General features: G+C 59.4%; 17 protein-coding genes. 10 read left to right on the top strand and 7 right to left on the bottom strand.

The genetic code is table 11. The features are described 5' to 3' along the window. Positions 1 to 143: 143 nt before the first annotated feature. From GOB82_RS11230 to trpS, 7 genes are all read left to right on the top strand, one after another. Complete coding sequence (locus tag GOB82_RS11230) at positions 144 to 881, top strand: TlyA family RNA methyltransferase (RefSeq protein ID WP_166123105.1); 738 nt, start codon at positions 144 to 146, stop codon at positions 879 to 881. Between the two features lie 140 nt (positions 882 to 1,021). After that, a complete protein-coding gene (locus GOB82_RS11225; RefSeq protein ID WP_166123103.1) occupies positions 1,022 to 1,639 on the top strand; it encodes a hypothetical protein in 618 nt (205 codons plus the stop codon). Between the two features lie 173 nt (positions 1,640 to 1,812). Then, positions 1,813 to 3,027: a 23S rRNA (adenine(2503)-C(2))-methyltransferase RlmN gene (gene rlmN, locus GOB82_RS11220; RefSeq protein ID WP_166123101.1), complete on the top strand. Its 1,215-nt coding sequence runs from the start codon at positions 1,813 to 1,815 to the stop codon at positions 3,025 to 3,027. A gap of 118 nt (positions 3,028 to 3,145) precedes the next feature. Beyond that, positions 3,146 to 4,387, top strand: coding sequence for an argininosuccinate synthase (locus tag GOB82_RS11215; protein WP_166123099.1), 1,242 nt, complete (start codon positions 3,146 to 3,148; stop codon positions 4,385 to 4,387). Positions 4,388 to 4,431: 44 nt separating this feature from the next. Further along, complete coding sequence (locus tag GOB82_RS11210; protein ID WP_166123097.1) at positions 4,432 to 4,923, top strand: FKBP-type peptidyl-prolyl cis-trans isomerase; 492 nt, start codon at positions 4,432 to 4,434, stop codon at positions 4,921 to 4,923. Between the two features lie 110 nt (positions 4,924 to 5,033). Continuing rightward, the gene (locus GOB82_RS11205) at positions 5,034 to 5,504 is read left to right on the top strand and encodes a c-type cytochrome (RefSeq protein ID WP_166123095.1); all 471 of its coding nucleotides are present in this window, start codon (positions 5,034 to 5,036) and stop codon (positions 5,502 to 5,504) included. 35 nt (positions 5,505 to 5,539) lie between these two features. Further along, the gene (trpS, locus tag GOB82_RS11200; RefSeq protein WP_166123093.1) at positions 5,540 to 6,535 is read left to right on the top strand and encodes a tryptophan--tRNA ligase; all 996 of its coding nucleotides are present in this window, start codon (positions 5,540 to 5,542) and stop codon (positions 6,533 to 6,535) included. A 153-nt stretch (positions 6,536 to 6,688) separates the two neighbouring features. Here the strand turns inward: trpS and GOB82_RS11195 are convergent, their stop codons facing one another. From GOB82_RS11195 to GOB82_RS11180, 4 genes are all read right to left on the bottom strand, one after another. After that, positions 6,689 to 7,147 carry an MliC family protein gene (locus GOB82_RS11195; protein WP_242007370.1) on the bottom strand — a complete coding sequence of 153 codons (459 nt, stop codon included), beginning with the start codon at positions 7,145 to 7,147 and terminating at the stop codon, positions 6,689 to 6,691. A 104-nt stretch (positions 7,148 to 7,251) separates the two neighbouring features. Next, complete coding sequence (locus GOB82_RS11190) at positions 7,252 to 9,159, bottom strand: FUSC family protein (protein WP_377791900.1); 1,908 nt, start codon at positions 9,157 to 9,159, stop codon at positions 7,252 to 7,254. 162 nt (positions 9,160 to 9,321) lie between these two features. Further along, on the bottom strand, positions 9,322 to 10,224 hold the full coding sequence (locus GOB82_RS11185) for a LysR substrate-binding domain-containing protein (RefSeq protein ID WP_166123089.1): 903 nt from the start codon (positions 10,222 to 10,224) through the stop codon (positions 9,322 to 9,324). 33 nt (positions 10,225 to 10,257) lie between these two features. After that, complete coding sequence (locus GOB82_RS11180) at positions 10,258 to 11,196, bottom strand: DUF4232 domain-containing protein (protein ID WP_166123088.1); 939 nt, start codon at positions 11,194 to 11,196, stop codon at positions 10,258 to 10,260. A gap of 124 nt (positions 11,197 to 11,320) precedes the next feature. Here GOB82_RS11180 and GOB82_RS11175 point away from each other — a divergent pair, with 124 nt between their 5' ends. Further along, positions 11,321 to 11,965 (top strand): PadR family transcriptional regulator, encoded by a 645-nt coding sequence (locus GOB82_RS11175; protein WP_242007368.1) that lies wholly within the window; start codon positions 11,321 to 11,323, stop codon positions 11,963 to 11,965. 34 nt (positions 11,966 to 11,999) lie between these two features. Here GOB82_RS11175 and aqpZ read toward each other — a convergent pair whose 3' ends face one another. Then, on the bottom strand, positions 12,000 to 12,701 hold the full coding sequence (aqpZ, locus tag GOB82_RS11170) for an aquaporin Z (protein WP_166123086.1): 702 nt from the start codon (positions 12,699 to 12,701) through the stop codon (positions 12,000 to 12,002). 378 nt (positions 12,702 to 13,079) lie between these two features. Here aqpZ and GOB82_RS11165 point away from each other — a divergent pair, with 378 nt between their 5' ends. Then, positions 13,080 to 14,012: an IS5 family transposase gene (locus GOB82_RS11165; protein ID WP_166123111.1), complete on the top strand. Its 933-nt coding sequence runs from the start codon at positions 13,080 to 13,082 to the stop codon at positions 14,010 to 14,012. Positions 14,013 to 14,105: 93 nt separating this feature from the next. Then, entirely contained in the window at positions 14,106 to 14,387 is a 282-nt protein-coding gene (locus tag GOB82_RS11160) for a SelT/SelW/SelH family protein (protein WP_166123084.1), read from the top strand. 35 nt (positions 14,388 to 14,422) lie between these two features. On the opposite strand, the gene GOB82_RS11155 is transcribed toward GOB82_RS11160, so the two are convergent. After that, positions 14,423 to 15,298 (bottom strand): DNA/RNA non-specific endonuclease, encoded by an 876-nt coding sequence (locus tag GOB82_RS11155; RefSeq protein ID WP_265794485.1) that lies wholly within the window; start codon positions 15,296 to 15,298, stop codon positions 14,423 to 14,425. A gap of 7 nt (positions 15,299 to 15,305) precedes the next feature. After that, positions 15,306 to 16,187, bottom strand: a complete 882-nt coding sequence (locus GOB82_RS11150) for a 3'-5' exonuclease (RefSeq protein WP_166123082.1) — start codon at positions 16,185 to 16,187, stop codon at positions 15,306 to 15,308. Positions 16,188 to 16,283: the final 96 nt, after the last annotated feature.

Raw genomic sequence — 16,283 nt, 5'->3', positions numbered from 1 at the left:
CCCCATGACCCTGCCCGATATCTTCATCGATCATAACACCCAGGAAGCCCAGTACGAGCAGGCAGAACTCACCGCCCCCCACATCGTCAAAACCGCTCTCAGCGCGCTGGGTGTGACGCTGACGGAGCAGACGGCCTGATCTGATGGCACGCCGCCGTGTTGACCAGATGCTTGTTGACCGGGGGCTGGTTGAAAGCAGGACAAAAGCACAGGCCCTGATCATGGCGGGGCTTGTGTTCACAGGGGAAAAACGCGTTGCCAAGGCAGGAGACCAGCTTGCCGAGGACGCGCCCCTTGACGTGCGTGGGCAGGAGCACCCGTGGGTTTCCCGTGGGGGATGCAAGCTGGCGCATGCCCTCACCTATTTTGACCTCTCCCCGCAGGGCCGGATATGTCTGGACGTCGGAGCCTCCACCGGCGGCTTTACGGATGTTCTGCTGACAAACGGTGCAGAGCACGTCTATGCGGTGGATGTCGGGCATGGGCAACTGGCATGGAAGCTGCGCTCTGACTCACGCGTGACAGTGATGGAAAAGTGCAATGCCCGGCATCTGGACAGCACGCTCATCCCTCAGCCTCCTTCCGTTATTGTGTGTGATGCCAGCTTTATCGGGCTGAGGACTGTCCTGCCGGCCGCCCTCGCTCTGGCAGCGGAGGATGCCTGGGCCGTGGCCCTGATCAAGCCGCAGTTTGAAGCCGGACGGGACCAGATTGGCGCCAAAGGCGTGGTGCGCGACCCTCTGGTGCATGAAAGCGTGTGCCAGATGATTCATGACTGGTGGAGCACCCTGCCCGGCTGGTCTATGCTGGGCATTGAACCCAGCCCCATCACAGGGCCGGAAGGCAATCGGGAATTCCTGATTGCCGCAAAACGCTCCTGAGCCACGCCCTGTAAAAGACGCTCCTTAAAAGATTTTTTACTGACACTTCCCAAGTGAAAACGTGGAAATTCATCGCAATTTCTGCCATATTTGGCTGCAATTCAAGTCTTTCCACAGAACTATAAGGAAGTCGCTCGTTTATGCGTAAAGTCATCATGATGCTTGGTGTTGCAACCAGTCTGTCCGGCATCACTGGTGGTGCATGGGCAGCCCCTCGCCCCTATACTGCTGCCAGCGCATCTGCCTCGCAGCTCAGTATCTCGCAAGCCGGTAATGCGCTGCTGCGTGACTATGAACAGGATGGCCTTATTCTTCAGGATGACCCGAAGAACCAGACGCTGGTGATTTCAGCAGACCCGGCCACACTCCACGCCCGCGCGCTCCCCTCCGATGGCAACAACCTCTATCGCATTGCCATGCGTGATGTGCTCTCTGCCGCCGCCTCATACGCCTACCTATATTTCGGCCTGCACCCGAATGCGGACCATCTTTCAGTGGTTGCGAACATTCAGTCCGATGGTCTGCAGCAGGCCAGCATGACGGGCGGCACGCAGGAAGCGGAACAGCCTGCCATGACGTTTGATATCCCGCGTCCGTCCTTTCCGGTTTCACCGGATACACGCCCGGATGCGTATTCCGCGCAAACCATCAGCACGATTCTGGGCGGGATTGACCCCTCTCAAACCCGTATCGCCCCCTGGCTGCGCACAAGCCTGCACAACACCCCGGCTGCATCCAGCACCGTTCACGCCCCCTGAAACACCCCTGCGGGTCTGTGCAACGGCCTTTCCTCAGGCTGGCCGCGCCAGATCTTCTGGACGGGTATGGGCGGTTTCAGCAGAAAGACAGGATAATTTGAAAGGGTCCGGTGCCTGCCGGGCCCTTCTCTGTTATAAGGGCCTCTTTCCCTCTCCCGGTAATGGCTCCGTTCATGTCTTCAGGTACTTCTGTTCTTCCCACATCATCACACGATGCAGAGGCTTCGGCCTCTCTCAATGCTGATGAACGGGCCCGCATTCTGGCAAAATCCGCCCTGTTCAGCCCGCCCCCGGCCACCCTGCCGGATGGTCGGCGCGATCTGGTAGGGCTGACGCGGGAAGAAATTACCGAAATCCTGCTCGAAATTGGTGAGAAGCCTTTCCGCACCAAGCAGCTCTGGCACTGGATCTATCATCAGGGCGTGACCGACTTCATGCAGATGAGCAGCATCGCCAAACCGCTTCAGCAGAAGCTGGCGGAACGGTTTGTTGTCGGTCGGCCGGATGCAGCCATGGTGCAGACGTCCTCGGACGAGACACGCAAGTTTCTCTTCCGCTTCCGCGACGGACAGGAGGCTGAAACCGTCTATATCCCGGACCGCAGGGAAGACCGTGGGGCTGTGTGCATCTCCTCACAGGTGGGCTGCACGCTCTCCTGCACGTTCTGCCACACCGGCACCCAGAAGCTGGTGCGTAACCTCGGGGCTGCGGAAATTGTCGGCCAGTTCATGGCCGCGCGGGATTCCTACAATGAGTGGCCCAGCCCCAAGGGTGATACACCCCGCCTGCTCTCCACCATCGTGCTGATGGGCATGGGCGAGCCGCTCTATAACTATGAGAACATTGCCAAGGCGATGCGCATTATCATGGATGGTGAAGGCATTGGCCTCTCCCGCCGCCGCATCACGCTTTCCACCTCCGGTGTCGTGCCTCTCATGGATCGCTGCGGGGATGAGTTGGGCATCAACCTCGCGGTTTCCCTGCACGCCGTGCGGAACGACCTGCGTGACGAGATTGTGCCGCTCAACCGCAAATACCCCATTGAAGAAGTTCTGGCCGCCTGCCGCCGGTATCCTGCCGCCAGCAATGCCCGCCGCATTACGTTTGAATACATCATGCTGCGTGGCGTGAATGACAGTGAGGCCGATGCACGGGAACTCGTCCGGCTGATCTCGGGCATTCCTGCCAAGGTCAACCTCATTCCCTTCAACCCGTGGCCGGGCAGCGCCTATCGCCCCTCCACGCGGGAACAGCAGAACAAGTTTGCGGATATCGTGATGGCGGCAGGCTTTGCCTCCCCCATCCGCACCCCCCGCGGCCGGGATATTCTGGCCGCCTGTGGCCAGCTTAAAACCGAAAGTGAACGCGTTCGCGCATCCCAGAGCTGATTTTTCTGTATCAGACCCGGCTCTTCCGGGGCTGAGCCTCTGGCTCCCGCCCCCGGCTGATGCTAGGAGACTGATCGGACTTTAATTTATTTTTTGCAAATTTCAGGAGACTTGCCTCATGGCCGCTACTGCCGCCAGAAAAGATGTCAAAAAGGTTGTGCTGGCCTATTCCGGCGGCCTGGATACCTCCGTCATCCTGCGCTGGCTGCAGAAGACTTACGGGTGTGAGGTTGTTACCTTCACGGCGGACCTTGGCCAGGGTGAAGAGCTGGAACCGGCCCGCAAGAAAGCCGAAATGTTTGGCGTGAAGGATATCTTTGTTGAAGATCTGCGCGAAACCTTCGTCAAGGATTTCGTGTTCCCGATGTTCCGGGCCAATACGCTGTATGAAGGCCAGTATCTGCTGGGCACCTCCATCGCCCGTCCGCTGATCGCCCAGCGCCAGATTGAAATCGCCCGGCAGGTCGGGGCGGATGCCGTGGCCCACGGCGCTACCGGCAAGGGGAATGACCAGGTTCGTTTTGAACTGGCCTATTACGCCCTTCAGCCTGACATCACGATTATCGCACCGTGGCGTGAGTGGGATCTTACATCCCGCACCCGCCTGCTTTCCTTTGCTGAGGAAAACCAGATCCCCATCGCCCGTGACAAGCGTGGGGAAGCACCGTTCTCGGTCGATGCCAACCTTCTGCACTCCTCTTCTGAAGGCAAGCTGCTGGAAGACCCGGCCATCGGCCCGGATGAAATCGTGTTCCAGCGCACCATTTCGCCCGAAGCCGCCCCGGATGTGGCAACAGAAATCACCATCGATTTCGTGAGTGGTGACCCGGTAGCCATCAATGGTGTTGCCATGTCTCCGGCCACCCTGCTCACGCGCCTGAACGAACTCGGCAAGGCCAACGGCATCGGCCGCCTGGATCTGGTGGAAAACCGCTTTGTGGGCATGAAATCCCGCGGCATTTATGAAACACCCGGCGGCACCATCCTGCTGACGGCGCACCGCAGCATTGAGTCCATCACGCTGGACCGTGAAGCCATGCACCTGAAGGACAGCCTGATGCCGCGCTATGCGGCCATTATCTACAATGGCCTGTGGTTCTCCCCCGAGCGCCGCATGCTTCAGGCCCTGATTGATGCCTCCCAGCATTCCGTGACAGGCCGCGTGCGTTTGAAGCTTTATAAGGGTAATGTCATCTGCGTTGGTCGCGAAAGCCCCAATAGTCTGTATGATACCCGTGTCGTGACGTTTGAGGATGATGAAGGTGCGTATAATCAGGAAGACGCACAGGGCTTCATCAAACTGAATGCGCTGCGACTGAGACTGGGAGCACAGATTGGCCGCAACGGCGGTACGCTCTGAGTTTTCAGGATCCTGCCATTCTTTTTCAGATTGCCGAGAGGACCATGACCCGTCGTTTCCCCCTCATCCCCACTCTGCTTGCGGCCAGCATGGCCGTCTCCCTTACGGCCTGCGGTTCACACAAGCAGGAAGAACCCGAGCTGACACCCATGCAGCAGCTGGACAAGCTGCGCAGCCAGCCCGGTGTTACGGTGCTGAAGGACGGGCTGGCCTACAAGGTTCTCCAGTCTGGCCCGAAAGATGGCGAACAGCCCCGTCCGGGTGATGTCATGATGCTGATCTATGAAGGCCGTCTGCCGGATGGATCCATTTTTGACAGCTCCGAACAGCATGGCGATGGCGCTTATATGCAAATGCCGCTGGAAGGGCTTGTCAAAGGCTGGATGGAAGCCCTGCCCATGATGCGGGTGGGCGATACGTGGATGCTCTACGTGCCGCCTGAACTCGGATATGGGCACAAGGCCATGGGGGTTATTCCCTCCAATAGCCCGCTTATCTTCCGTATCCAGCTTCTGGGCGTAACGCACGCGCGCTAGGCCCGGGAACTGCCAGAACCAACCCCGCACGTGCGGGGTTGGACATGTTTAGGAAGCCTCGATATGCAAGAGTGCGTCCCACGCCCCGCACATGTGGGGCCCGCGTTATCATGACGTTTTTCAAACGGCTGCCCCCTGCTCTTCTTGCCGCAAGTGCGGCAACTGTTTTCCTTGCTGGCTGCACGCCAAAAAGTGGCGCTGGCCTGTATGGGACAAATTGCGGCATCTGCCACCATGGTGGGGATGGCATGCCCGGTTCCGTGCCCCCACTTGTCGGGCGGATTGACCGTATTGCCAGCACACCCGCAGGCCGCAGATATCTGGCCGATGTGCTGATGAACGGTGTCAGCGGCCCGATCAAGGCCAGTGGCATGCCTTATAATGCGGAAATGCCGCCCTTCCGCTATCTGCAGGATGAGCAGGTGGCGCAAATCCTGACATGGCTCGCGTCTCGCGGGCAGACCAGCCCCGCTCCACAGATCACCGCGGCAGAAATTGCCGCCGCCCGTGCCACCCGAAAATCCGCTGGCATGGTCGCCTCGGAACGGGAAGCGCTGGACCATGACCACCCCATTCCCTGATCCTTCCTTTTTTCCACACAGGCACCGAGAAACCTATGCAACGTATTTTTTCCGGCATTCAGCCCTCCGGCATTCCGCAGCTTGGCAATTATCTTGGCGCCATCCGCAACTGGGTGAGTCTGCAGGCTGACCATGAATGCGTTTTCTGCCTTGTGGACATGCACGCCATTACCGTGTGGCAGGACCCGGAAAAACTGCGCAGCCAGACGCTGACACAGGCCGCCATTCTGCTGGCCGCAGGCATTGATACAGACAGGCATATCCTGTTCAACCAGTCCGCTGTTTCCGCCCATGCGCGGCTGGCCTGGATTTTCAACTGCGTGACCCGTCTGGGCTGGCTGAACCGCATGACGCAGTTCAAGGACAAGGTCGGGAAAGACCGGGAAAACCACTCAGCGGGCCTGTATGTGTACCCCAGCCTGATGGCTGCTGATATTCTGGCTTACAAGGCCACCCGTGTCCCTGTGGGGGAAGACCAGAAGCAGCATCTGGAACTGGCGAATGATATCGCCCAGAAGTTCAACCATGATTATGGGTTGGATTTCTTCCCTCAGGTTGAAGCACTTATCCCGCCAGCCGCCGCCCGGGTGATGAGCCTGCGCGATGGCACCAAGAAAATGTCCAAATCCGATCCCTCCGCCCAGAGCCGCATTGAACTGACGGATGATGCCGATACCATCGCCCTGAAGCTCCGCCGCGCCAAAACAGATACGGATGTCCTGCCGTCTGAACCGGCCGGGCTGGCAGAGCGCCCGGAAGCCAGAAATCTGGTGACCATTTACGCGGCTCTGGCTGATCTGAGCGTTGAAGAGGTTCTGGCGCGCCATCAGGGTGAAGGCTTTGGGCCGTTCAAAAAGGCGCTGACGGATGTTGTCGTCTCAGTAATTGCCCCGATCGCGCAGGAAACCACACGCCTGATGCAGGATGAAACGCATCTGGCTGCTGTCCTGCGTTCTGGCGCACAGCGGGCTCAGGCTATTGCGGAGCCGATTGTTTCTGAAGCCGAAAAAATTGTCGGCTTTCTGAAATAAGCCCGCACATCCTGCTATTTGTAAAATAACGCCCCTGAAAGACCCGGCTTCCCTTCTCGCAAGGGGCCGGGTTTTTTCATGAGAGATCGTGTACCGCCTGCCCCCGGCATCTACCGGGTTTCGGATGTCGCCAACCTGTACGGTTCCGCGCTTTTAATGAGCCCTTCGGGCAGCAGGCTTCGCTATGGCCTGACAGATCAGGGGATGTTCATCCTCCACACCAACTTCCGAGAAATAGGCCATATCGCCTTTGTCCCACCACTGGAAACGATTGGCCGTATACCGTGCGCCGGAGCCGGAAATCACGTTGGAAAACACCTGTGTCTCCCCTTCCACACGCATCACGGCCAGACTGACCGCCCCGGCGTTGAGATACGTGACCGTTACTGAAGGCGCCCCCAACCTGCGCAGAAGCGCCTGTGAGCCTGCACAGCTGTAGGTTCTGCTGATTTTTGTTACCCGATGTGCCGGATCAAGCGGGATGCTCATCGTGTCTGCTCTGGCAGAATGCACCAGGCCACCGGCACCAATAGCCACCTCACATACAACAAACGCGACTTCCAGCCCGGCCAGAATCTTGAACAGCAGACCTTTTCTGCCTGATTTCCGCATGATCACAAGGGGTCTCCACGTCTGATGGAAAGTCTTTCAGCCTGAAGGCTACACCCCGCCCTCCGCCTTTTGCAAACGCCCCATGAACAGCGGGACACCTGCCGTTATGCGGGATCAGGAGAAGCGCCCTCCGCTTTCTCCGCCGCCAGAACACGCAGGCTGCCCGCAGCGTTCTGAAGCCTCTCCGCCACATCAGACGGCATCCCCCGGCTGTAGCGCAGCAGCCACGCTTCCGTCATCCCGGCCCACGCCGTTGCCTCCATCCCGCTTTGCATCCATTTGCGCAGAAAAACACGGATACCCCGTCGGGCATTCAGGGGCAGCGCCGGGCTTTTCGCCACCTCCCGCAGAAAGACGATATGCATGCCCATGCTCATGGCCTGAAGCTGATACTGCATGTACGCCAGCTTCATGGGCTGCGGAACGCCCTGTGCATTGCGCAGGATACGCACAAGGCTGGAGGCCGTTTCCGAAAGCCACTGATGCCCCGTCACCCGGTTGCCCGGTGCAGCCAGCGCCTTCAGCCGCTGCTCAACCCACAGGGTGGTGCGCCGCATGTGAGAGTCCACGCGGAAAGGCAGCATCACGCGGTAAGTCCAGCTCATGAACATAACCGCGGCAAGAAATGCCATCGCGTTATTGAAAAAGGCATCTTCCGCCAGCCGCCCCTGATTTCCGGGGCCGATCAGCACCGGCAGGAACATGTTGAAGGAAAAGGCATAACCTGCGGTTTCCGGCTTGCGCGCGGCCAGACCGCCGACAGTCATGGCCACCAGCAGCACAACAATAAGCACTTCTGGCGCTGTAACCGCAGGCAGGACGAGAAAAACATACACCGCCGCCACCGCAACGCTCCACATGGCCCCTTTCAGAAACGGCGTGGAGGCCGGAACCGGGTTTTCCCGCGTGGCCAGCAGGCCATATACCAGCGCAACAAAGGAAATGAAGGCGGCCCCTGCGGGCCAGCCCGTGACTTCCCACAGCAGCCACCCGGCCAGAATACCGGCACAGGCGCGAATGCCGTTTTCCAGTGCTTCCAGAGCATGGCGGCGGGAGGTCATCCTGAAACGGAAGCGGTCCCCGCGCTGCGGCCGCTCGCAGGCCTGAATATGCTGGCGGGCGCTCTCATAGTCCGCCCGGAGAGCCTCTGAAGCCCCTTCCGGGAGCATGCCCCCCTCTGCCTGCACCGCCCCCTTTTTCCGCGCCACCAGAGCAAGACCCCGTGCGCGCGCCAGCACCATGAGCAGGGCGGCAAAGGTTGCGTGCGCATGGTCCCCCGCACGGGTGCTCGGCCCCATTTCCAAAGCATCGAACTCAATGCGGGCGTTCGCGGCCATCAGTTCTGCCAGCGCTTGCGCCAGAGCCTGTGCCTGTGCCTGCTCATCCGTGCGGGCCAGATCAACCACCACCCGCTGGACAGTCTGAAAGGCGCTGTGCAGCCGGTCGAGCAGGCGTTTACGCGCCTGCGCCTGCAAGGTTGGCATAAACAGCACTGCAAGGAGCGCCTCACACACCACCCCAAGAATAATGTAGGTGCCGCGCGCCATGGCGATATCAAAAACATGATCTGGCTCGGCAATGGCCCCGGTTGCCACAATGGCCGAGGTAAAGCCTGTGAGCACCAGCCCGTACGCGCGGTAACTTTCCAGAAAGGTCGCCCCGCCGCAGCACAGGCCAATCCAGACCGCAAGGCAGCAGAAAAACAGCGCCGATGCCTGTGGAAAGGCGGCAATCAGCGCCACGCCAACGCAGCAGCCCAACACTGTCCCGGCAATACGCCAGCGGGCCTTGGCCAGACTTTCCCCTCGGGAGGATTGCGCCACAACCCAGACGGTCAGCGGTGCCCATTGCGGGCTGTCCAGCTCCATGGCCATGGCAATCAGCAGGGAAAGGATGGCCGCCAGAGAGGAGCGGACAGCGAAGACCACATCCATGAAGGAGGGTTCAAGCAGCCAGCTCAACCTGCTTCGCAGTGAGGCGCGTGGCCCGCCGAAAAATAGTCTGGCCAGCATGCCCCCATCAGGCCCCGCCATGCCTTGACCTGTTATCATCGTATCCCGCCGCATGGCCACTCTCCCGTACGAGGCGGGACAATGCGAAAAACCGGCGTCTTTCGTCCAGACGTTTGTTATGATGAGTTGATAAGTTTTGTTTATGAACGGCTACGTGGTGGCTCAGACGGTGTAGATATCCGCCACGTTGAACGTTTTTGCCACATCCCATAACCGGGTCAGCAGCATGCTGCTGTTCGGCTGGGTCATCCGCACCAGCCCGACATCCGGTGAGGCACAGCCATTGATCCGCCGGATCTGAAGGCCGGAAGGGCCAATCCGCTCCGGCAACGCCGCAACAGGCAGAATACTGGCAAGGCGGCCGCCCAGCAGCTCCGCATGCAGAAGCTCCAGCGCATCTGTTTCCAACATCACGGTCGGGGTGACATCAGCCTCCCTGAACCCGGCATCCACCAGCTGGCGGCTCCGCATGTTCCGGCTGAGCAGGCAGAGAGGCAGGGCGGCAATATCCGCCCAGGAGCAGTACCGCCCCGCAGGCAGCGGGACAGAGGCCGCCGCCGCCAGCACATGCTGTTCCGGGTAGAGTATCTGCGCGTCAAACCCGCCTTCTTCTGGCAACTGGTCCAGATACATGATGCCCAGTTGCAGGTGATGCTCCCGCAGCAGGCGCAGGATCTCCGCGCTGGAATACACCTTCACCTCAACATGCAGGGCAGGAACAACACTCCGGAATGTTTCCAGCAGCAGGGGCACAATCTGTATGGCGGGCGGCATGACGCCAATGGAAAGCGAGCCCCCGGCAATATCCTGCGCAAAGGCTGCTTCCTGCTTCAGGCCATCCAGAGCCGCCAGTGTCTGGCGCGCCCACAGCAGCACCCGCTTGCCCTCTTCCGTCAGGCCGTAAAAGCGCCGGTTCCGCTGGATGATGGTAATCCCCAGTTCGTTTTCAAGCTGCCTGACCCCGGCGGATAATGCGGGCTGGGAAACACCACAGCTCTCGGCGGCGCGGGAGAAATGGCGGTACCGGTCCAGCGCGATCAAATAAGTCAGTTGCCGCAGAAACACTGCATACCTCGCCTGATCTGGCCTCCAGGAGGCTCACTGCGCATCCGTATGCGCCCCCAGCGCGCTCTGGTCAAAAACCAGAGCCGACCGGGCCGGAGCGCAGAACTGACCGTGAAATGCCGTGCGGAGGTCTCCTTCCCCGGCCTTCAGCACAAGCCAGGAAGGACGCACGCAATTATGGCTGTCATCATACACATCGCCTGAAACCCAGCGCAGGGTTGCCTCACGCACGGCTCCGGCGGGGAGTATCACCGGCACACTCTGCTGGCGGGGCAATGGCCCATGCGGGCCGGGCCTGCGGGCCGCAGCATACGCACGGCGTGCGACCGGCAGCGCATGCCCCGCGGCATCTTCAAACCGGAGAGACAGCACGGGCGGCATGGCGCAGGCTTCAGGGCTGGTGTTCCGCAGGGTCAGCGCCGTGCCGGAGTGGGACATGCCATTAAACGCCCCGTTCCTGTCATCCAGCGCCATGGCAAGCTGGCCCGGCTGGCAGGCGGAAACCTGCCTGTTTGAAACTGCTCCGACGAGCGGCGTTGCCTCGAATTTTTCTACAAATCCCGTTGCCGGATCGAGATGGCACGACCACTGGAAGGGTGTCCAGTTTATAGCGCTTCCGGCCTGCCGGAACTGCCCCCGCCCCTGAAGAAGCGCCGGGCTGACCAGAACCTGACTATCTGGCTTGCCATCCTGCAAAAAGAAGCGAGACCCGGCCCCCAGCCGCTCCAGCGGTTTACGGGCCGCGCTCTGGCAGAGAAATGTTGTCATCTGCCAGACCAGACTCTGTTGCTGCACCGCTGCCCGGTCCTGCGGGTTCCGGATGGCGGCAATCTGGCGGTGCACTGCTTTCAGTTCCGCTTCAGAGGGCTGAACCGGCCCCTCCCCGGCCGCACATGCGGGAGAAGCAAGCAGGCAGCCCACAAGGCCCACCCACGCGAAACCGGCTTGGTAAAAGCTAGATAAACTGCGCATTTTCTTATGATGCGGGAGAGCCGGGAGCAGATCAAGCGCCTTCCCCCCAGAGGAGAGATGCGTCGCGCTCAACAGTTTGAAAATAGCTCTTGAAACATATCTTAAAACATATATATCGTAAGATATGATGAACACACATACAAACCACTTCTTCTCCCATCACTCTTTCCATGCGGCTGGCCCTCATGCCGGACGCCACGGCTCAGGCCGGGGCTTTGGTCGTGGGTTTGGGGATGGCTTCGGCCGTGGCCCTGGTGGAAGAGATTTCCCCAAAGGGCGCAAACTCAGCTCGGAGGAGCTCCAGCTTGTTCTGCTCGCCCTGCTGGCTGAACAGCCAGCGCACGGCTATGAACTCATTCGTCTGCTGGAAGAAAAATCCGGCGGCTTTTACACACCCAGCCCCGGCATGGTCTACCCTGCCCTGACCTATCTGGAGGAAATTGGCCACGCCTCCGTCACGCAGGAAGGCAACCGCAAGCTCTACAGCCTGACTGACGAAGGGCAGGCCTTTCTGGAAAAAAACCGCGAACAGGCGGACCGTATTCTGGAAATACTGGCCCGGATTGGCAGCCGCATGAGCGAAGTGCGGGAAGCCTTCGCCGGGGTGGATGATGCCATGGACCCTAAAGCCGCCGATGCCCTGCATCAGGCCCGCCACGCGCTCAAACACGCCATGATGCGCAAGCGCGGCTGCCCGCCGGAAGAACTTCAGCGCATCATCCGTATTCTCAATGCTGCCGCTGAGGAAATTCTGAAAACGCCAGACTGAAGTCTGGCGTTTTCCTGACCGGTTGAGGCGCGGATTATTCCGCTGCCTCGCCGCGGGCTGCAAAAAAGAACTTCCACAGCACGCCGCCAATCACGCCGCCCAGCAGCGGTGCGGCCCAGAACAGCCACAACTGGCCCAGAGCATTCGTCTGCGCGAAAAACGCAACAGCGGTGGAGCGCGCCGGATTAACCGACGTATTCGTAACCGGGATAGACACCAGATGAATAATGGTGAGCCCCAGCCCGATGGCAATAGGCGCAAAACCGGCAGGAGCTTCAGCAGATGTTGCCCCGAGAATGATCAGCAGGAAAAATGCTGTCATCACCACTTCACACACTGCGGCAGCGGCAAGTCCGTAATGCCCCGGAGAACGATCTCCATAGCCATTCGCGGCAAACCCGCCTGCAACAAAATCAGGCGCACCTGAAGCGATACCATACAGCACCGCTGCGGCCAGAGTGCCCCCAACCACCTGCGCCACCCAGTATGGCACCAGATCCCGCCATGAAAAACGCCCGGCAACAGCCAGCCCCAGCGAAACAGCCGGATTGAAATGGCCGCCGGAAATGCCCCCTACGGCAAACGCCATGGTCAGCACCGTCAGGCCGAACGCGAGAGCCACGCCGACAAAGCCAATCCCCGTCACAGGAAAGCCTGCCGCAAGCACGGCACTGCCGCACCCGCCCAGCACAAGCCAGAAGGTTCCAAACAGTTCTGCTGCAAGTTTACGCTGCATTTTATGCTCCACAATAAAGTGAGCATTACCGGTATAAAGTTCTTTCTGAAGCAGCAATCATAACAGGAAATAATAACGAAATAAAATGGATTAATAACGAATTCTGCAATATTCTATAAATTTATACATGAGTTTATGACATTTTTATTCTTTCAGAATTTCGTCACAAGACGGAAATACCCCCTGCAACACTCTTCACCACACCTCCCAAAACGCCCCTTTCCTCCCTCTGGAACAGGGCTTCCACCCATGGCACGATGCCCCTTCTCTGGCGGCAACTCCCCGGTCCGTCGCCAGCATCTTGGGTGACAGACAGGCTTTGTTGCGCAATACCGACCAAGGATTCCCTGTTTGAGTTCAGTCTGTTAGCTGGGTATGATGAGCAAGCCAAAACCCACGCGCTACCGAACGACGAACTGGTCCTCCTACAACGCAGCGCTGAAGAAGCGTGGGTCTCTGACGGTGTGGTTTGACCCGTCGATGACTTGGGAGGGTCTTCCGACGGGACGCCGTGGCCGTCAGCCGGGTTACAGCGATGCTGCGATCCAGACCTGTCTGACGCTGAAGGTTCTCTTCGGTTTTGCGCTGCGACAGACGACAGGTTTTGTTGAAAGTCTTCTGCGCCTGGTCGGATTTGCGTGGTCTGTGCCGGATTTCAGCACGCTGAGCCGTCGGCAGAAATCCCTGAGGGTCGATATCCCGTATCGCGGCTCAGACGGCCCGCTGCACCTTCTGATCGACAGCACCGGGATCAAGGTCGAAGGAGAAGGTGAATGGCACACCCGCAAACACGGGGCGTCAAAGCACAGGATCTGGCGCAAACTCCATATCGGGATCGATGAAGGCTCTATGGAAATCAGGGCCGTGGAAATGACGGGAAACGAGATCGGTGATGCTCCGGTTCTGCCGGTGCTTCTGGAGCAGATCCCCGATGAAGAAGACATCGCCAGCGTCACGGCTGATGGCGCCTATGACACGAGGATATCCCATGAAACCATTGCCAGCCGCGGTGCCCAGGCAGTCATACCTCCTCGAAAAAACGCAAGGCCATGGCGTCCCACATCGGCAGGAGCTATCGCCCGAAACGAAACTCTGCGGACCTGCAGGCATCTCGGACGGGCTATTTGGAGACGGTGGAGCGGTTATCATCGACGAAGCCGCGTCGAGACAAAGATGCACTGTATCAAACTGCTGGGGCAGCGTCTGACAGCGCGCGATTTCGACCGCCAGATCACCGAAGTTCATATCCGTGTTGCTATCCTTAACAGGTTCACAGCACTCGGAATCCCTCTCACTCGTGCAGTCGCGTAACGGAAAACTCTATAACGGATTCGTCTCGCCGATAGACTGAATTATGCAACAGAGCCTGACAGACATTGAATAACAGGATTGGACGACAGGCGCATGACACACGCAAAACCCTGCATCACCATCCATTACTGCACGCAATGCAACTGGCTTTTACGCGCTGCATGGATGGCGCAGGAGCTGCTGTCCACCTTTGGTGAAACCGTGGGCGGCGTGACACTCGCACCCGATACCGGAGGACGGTTTGAAATCCGTGTGGACGATCACGTGATCTGGGAACGCAAGCAGGACGGCGGTTTTCCCGGCCCGAAAGAGCTGAAACAGAGAGTGCGGGACATCATCTCCCCACATCAGGACCTGGGCCACATCGACCGTTAACGCGCAGCCTACGCGCAAGCCCGAAAAGGCGGGCTTTACGGCACCAGAGAGTTCAGCAGAGCCTTCAAGGCTTTCCGGGCCGCCTTGGTGCCCCACTCCTTGAGCAGTTTCTGCGTCCGGTTGCCCTGCCTGGCCAGCGCATACGGGCTTTCCCGAATAGGCGGCATGCCTGCCACATGGTCTTTCAGGGAGGCTGGAAGTGCTGGAAACGGATCAATATTCACCAGCCTGATCAGCATGGCCACACTGGTGATCCGGCAGGATGGCTGTGCCGTGTTCAGGCAGACATAAGCCCCCGTGCCATTGGCTGCCGGGTCATACACCGCTTTCCATGTCACGGTCGGGACGGGAATATGCCGGGGGCCTATGGTTCTGAACTGGAACTGATCCGGGTCATACCCCGGCCCGGTCACCACAAAAATCTCCCCTTCAGCCCGCGCCCATCCGCGCACGGCACTTTCCACCCCTTCCCACGGGCCACGGTTCAGTTCCGGCGTTTGCGGCACAATGTTTGAGAGCAGAAAACTCTGCACCTGCGCCGCATTCCCGGCGGCATCCCCGCTGGGTGTCATGTGTCCACGGTCATAATGAGAGCGGGCATAATCGGTGGAGAGCGCCTGCATTGTGGCGGGCAGACGCGTGTCCGGCTGAAAGCTGCCATGCCGCTGCATCGTATCCGCTATTTCCAGATTTTCTTCCGTCAGATCCTCAGCGGACCACAACGGTCCGCGCGTCTGCTCGGAAGCCAGCACGGCGTATTGATCATTACACAGCATAACCGTTCCGCTTCGCGCGGTATCAGACAAAACCGCAGGCGGAACACCATGTGCAAACAGGTTCGGACAGGTTTCGGCCATGGCGCCCGGAGAAAGGCACACCAGCGCCGCGAAACCAAAAAAAACTCTCAGCACAGCGCTCCTAAACCCGGCTTGTAAACCGGTCTGTCGCCTTCAGGGCGCTGACAGTCAGGGCCACATCACGCCGGTAGATCTCTTCACGCAGGAATGCTTCTTCTTCCGCCTGTTTTTCCGGAGGAACGTCGATAAACCAGGCTTTTGGCCGCCCATCCATCCCGTCATTCCAGCGATACCCACGAGCCTTCAGCACATCCTTGCTTTCAAACGGGGCTTGTGTGGCCCAGATACGCACCCACACCGAACGGGCACGCTCAAGAAGGCAGGCAAGAGCTGTGCGCCCTTCCGGAAAGCCGCCGCACCCCAGCAGGGCCAGGCTTGCCAGACAATCATCCGTAGCGCGGTGTCCATCAAAAAAGAACCCGGCCTGCGTGGCAAGATAGCCAAGTTTCCGGCTTTCAAATCCCGCATCCGCCCAAGGGACGTCCGCCATGGAGCACGCCCATGGCTTTTCCGCAAAAGCCGTACAGAATGCTTCAATAAACGGGCGATCAAATGCCGCATTATGCGCAATCACCAGAGAAGCCTCCGCGGCGAAAGCCGCCACCTCCTCTGGTGTAATACTGTGCCCGGCCAGCATTTCCTGCGTCAGGCCGGTCAGTTCCGTCACGCGCGGAGGCACCGGAACGGAAGGCTCCCGCAGGCGGCTGAACGCGGGCAGCACACCCAGCATCGCGCCGTCCAGCGTGAAGGCAAACGGCACCATACCGATTTCAATAATTTCATCCACGCTGGCATCAAGCCCCGTGGTTTCAAGGTCTACAAACAAGCCAAGCCGCACCCTGCGGCCTTCCGGCAGAGCCTCCAGCCACTGAGGGCGCAGGCGGCGGAGCACACGATAATCGCCCGAACGCTCCAGCGTTCCGGCAAGATCTTCCAGAGACATCTCAGCCAGCCCTCCCCGCAGACCAGCACTGTGATGCCTGCTGGTGGGGAAACGTGAGAACACTCGGGACAGAAAGAGGCATGTCAACCATGCGCG

This window comes from Acetobacter farinalis (genome assembly GCF_011516935.1).
Taxonomy (GTDB): Bacteria; Pseudomonadota; Alphaproteobacteria; order Acetobacterales; family Acetobacteraceae; genus Acetobacter; species Acetobacter farinalis.
This window is presented reverse-complemented; position numbering and strand designations above follow the sequence as displayed.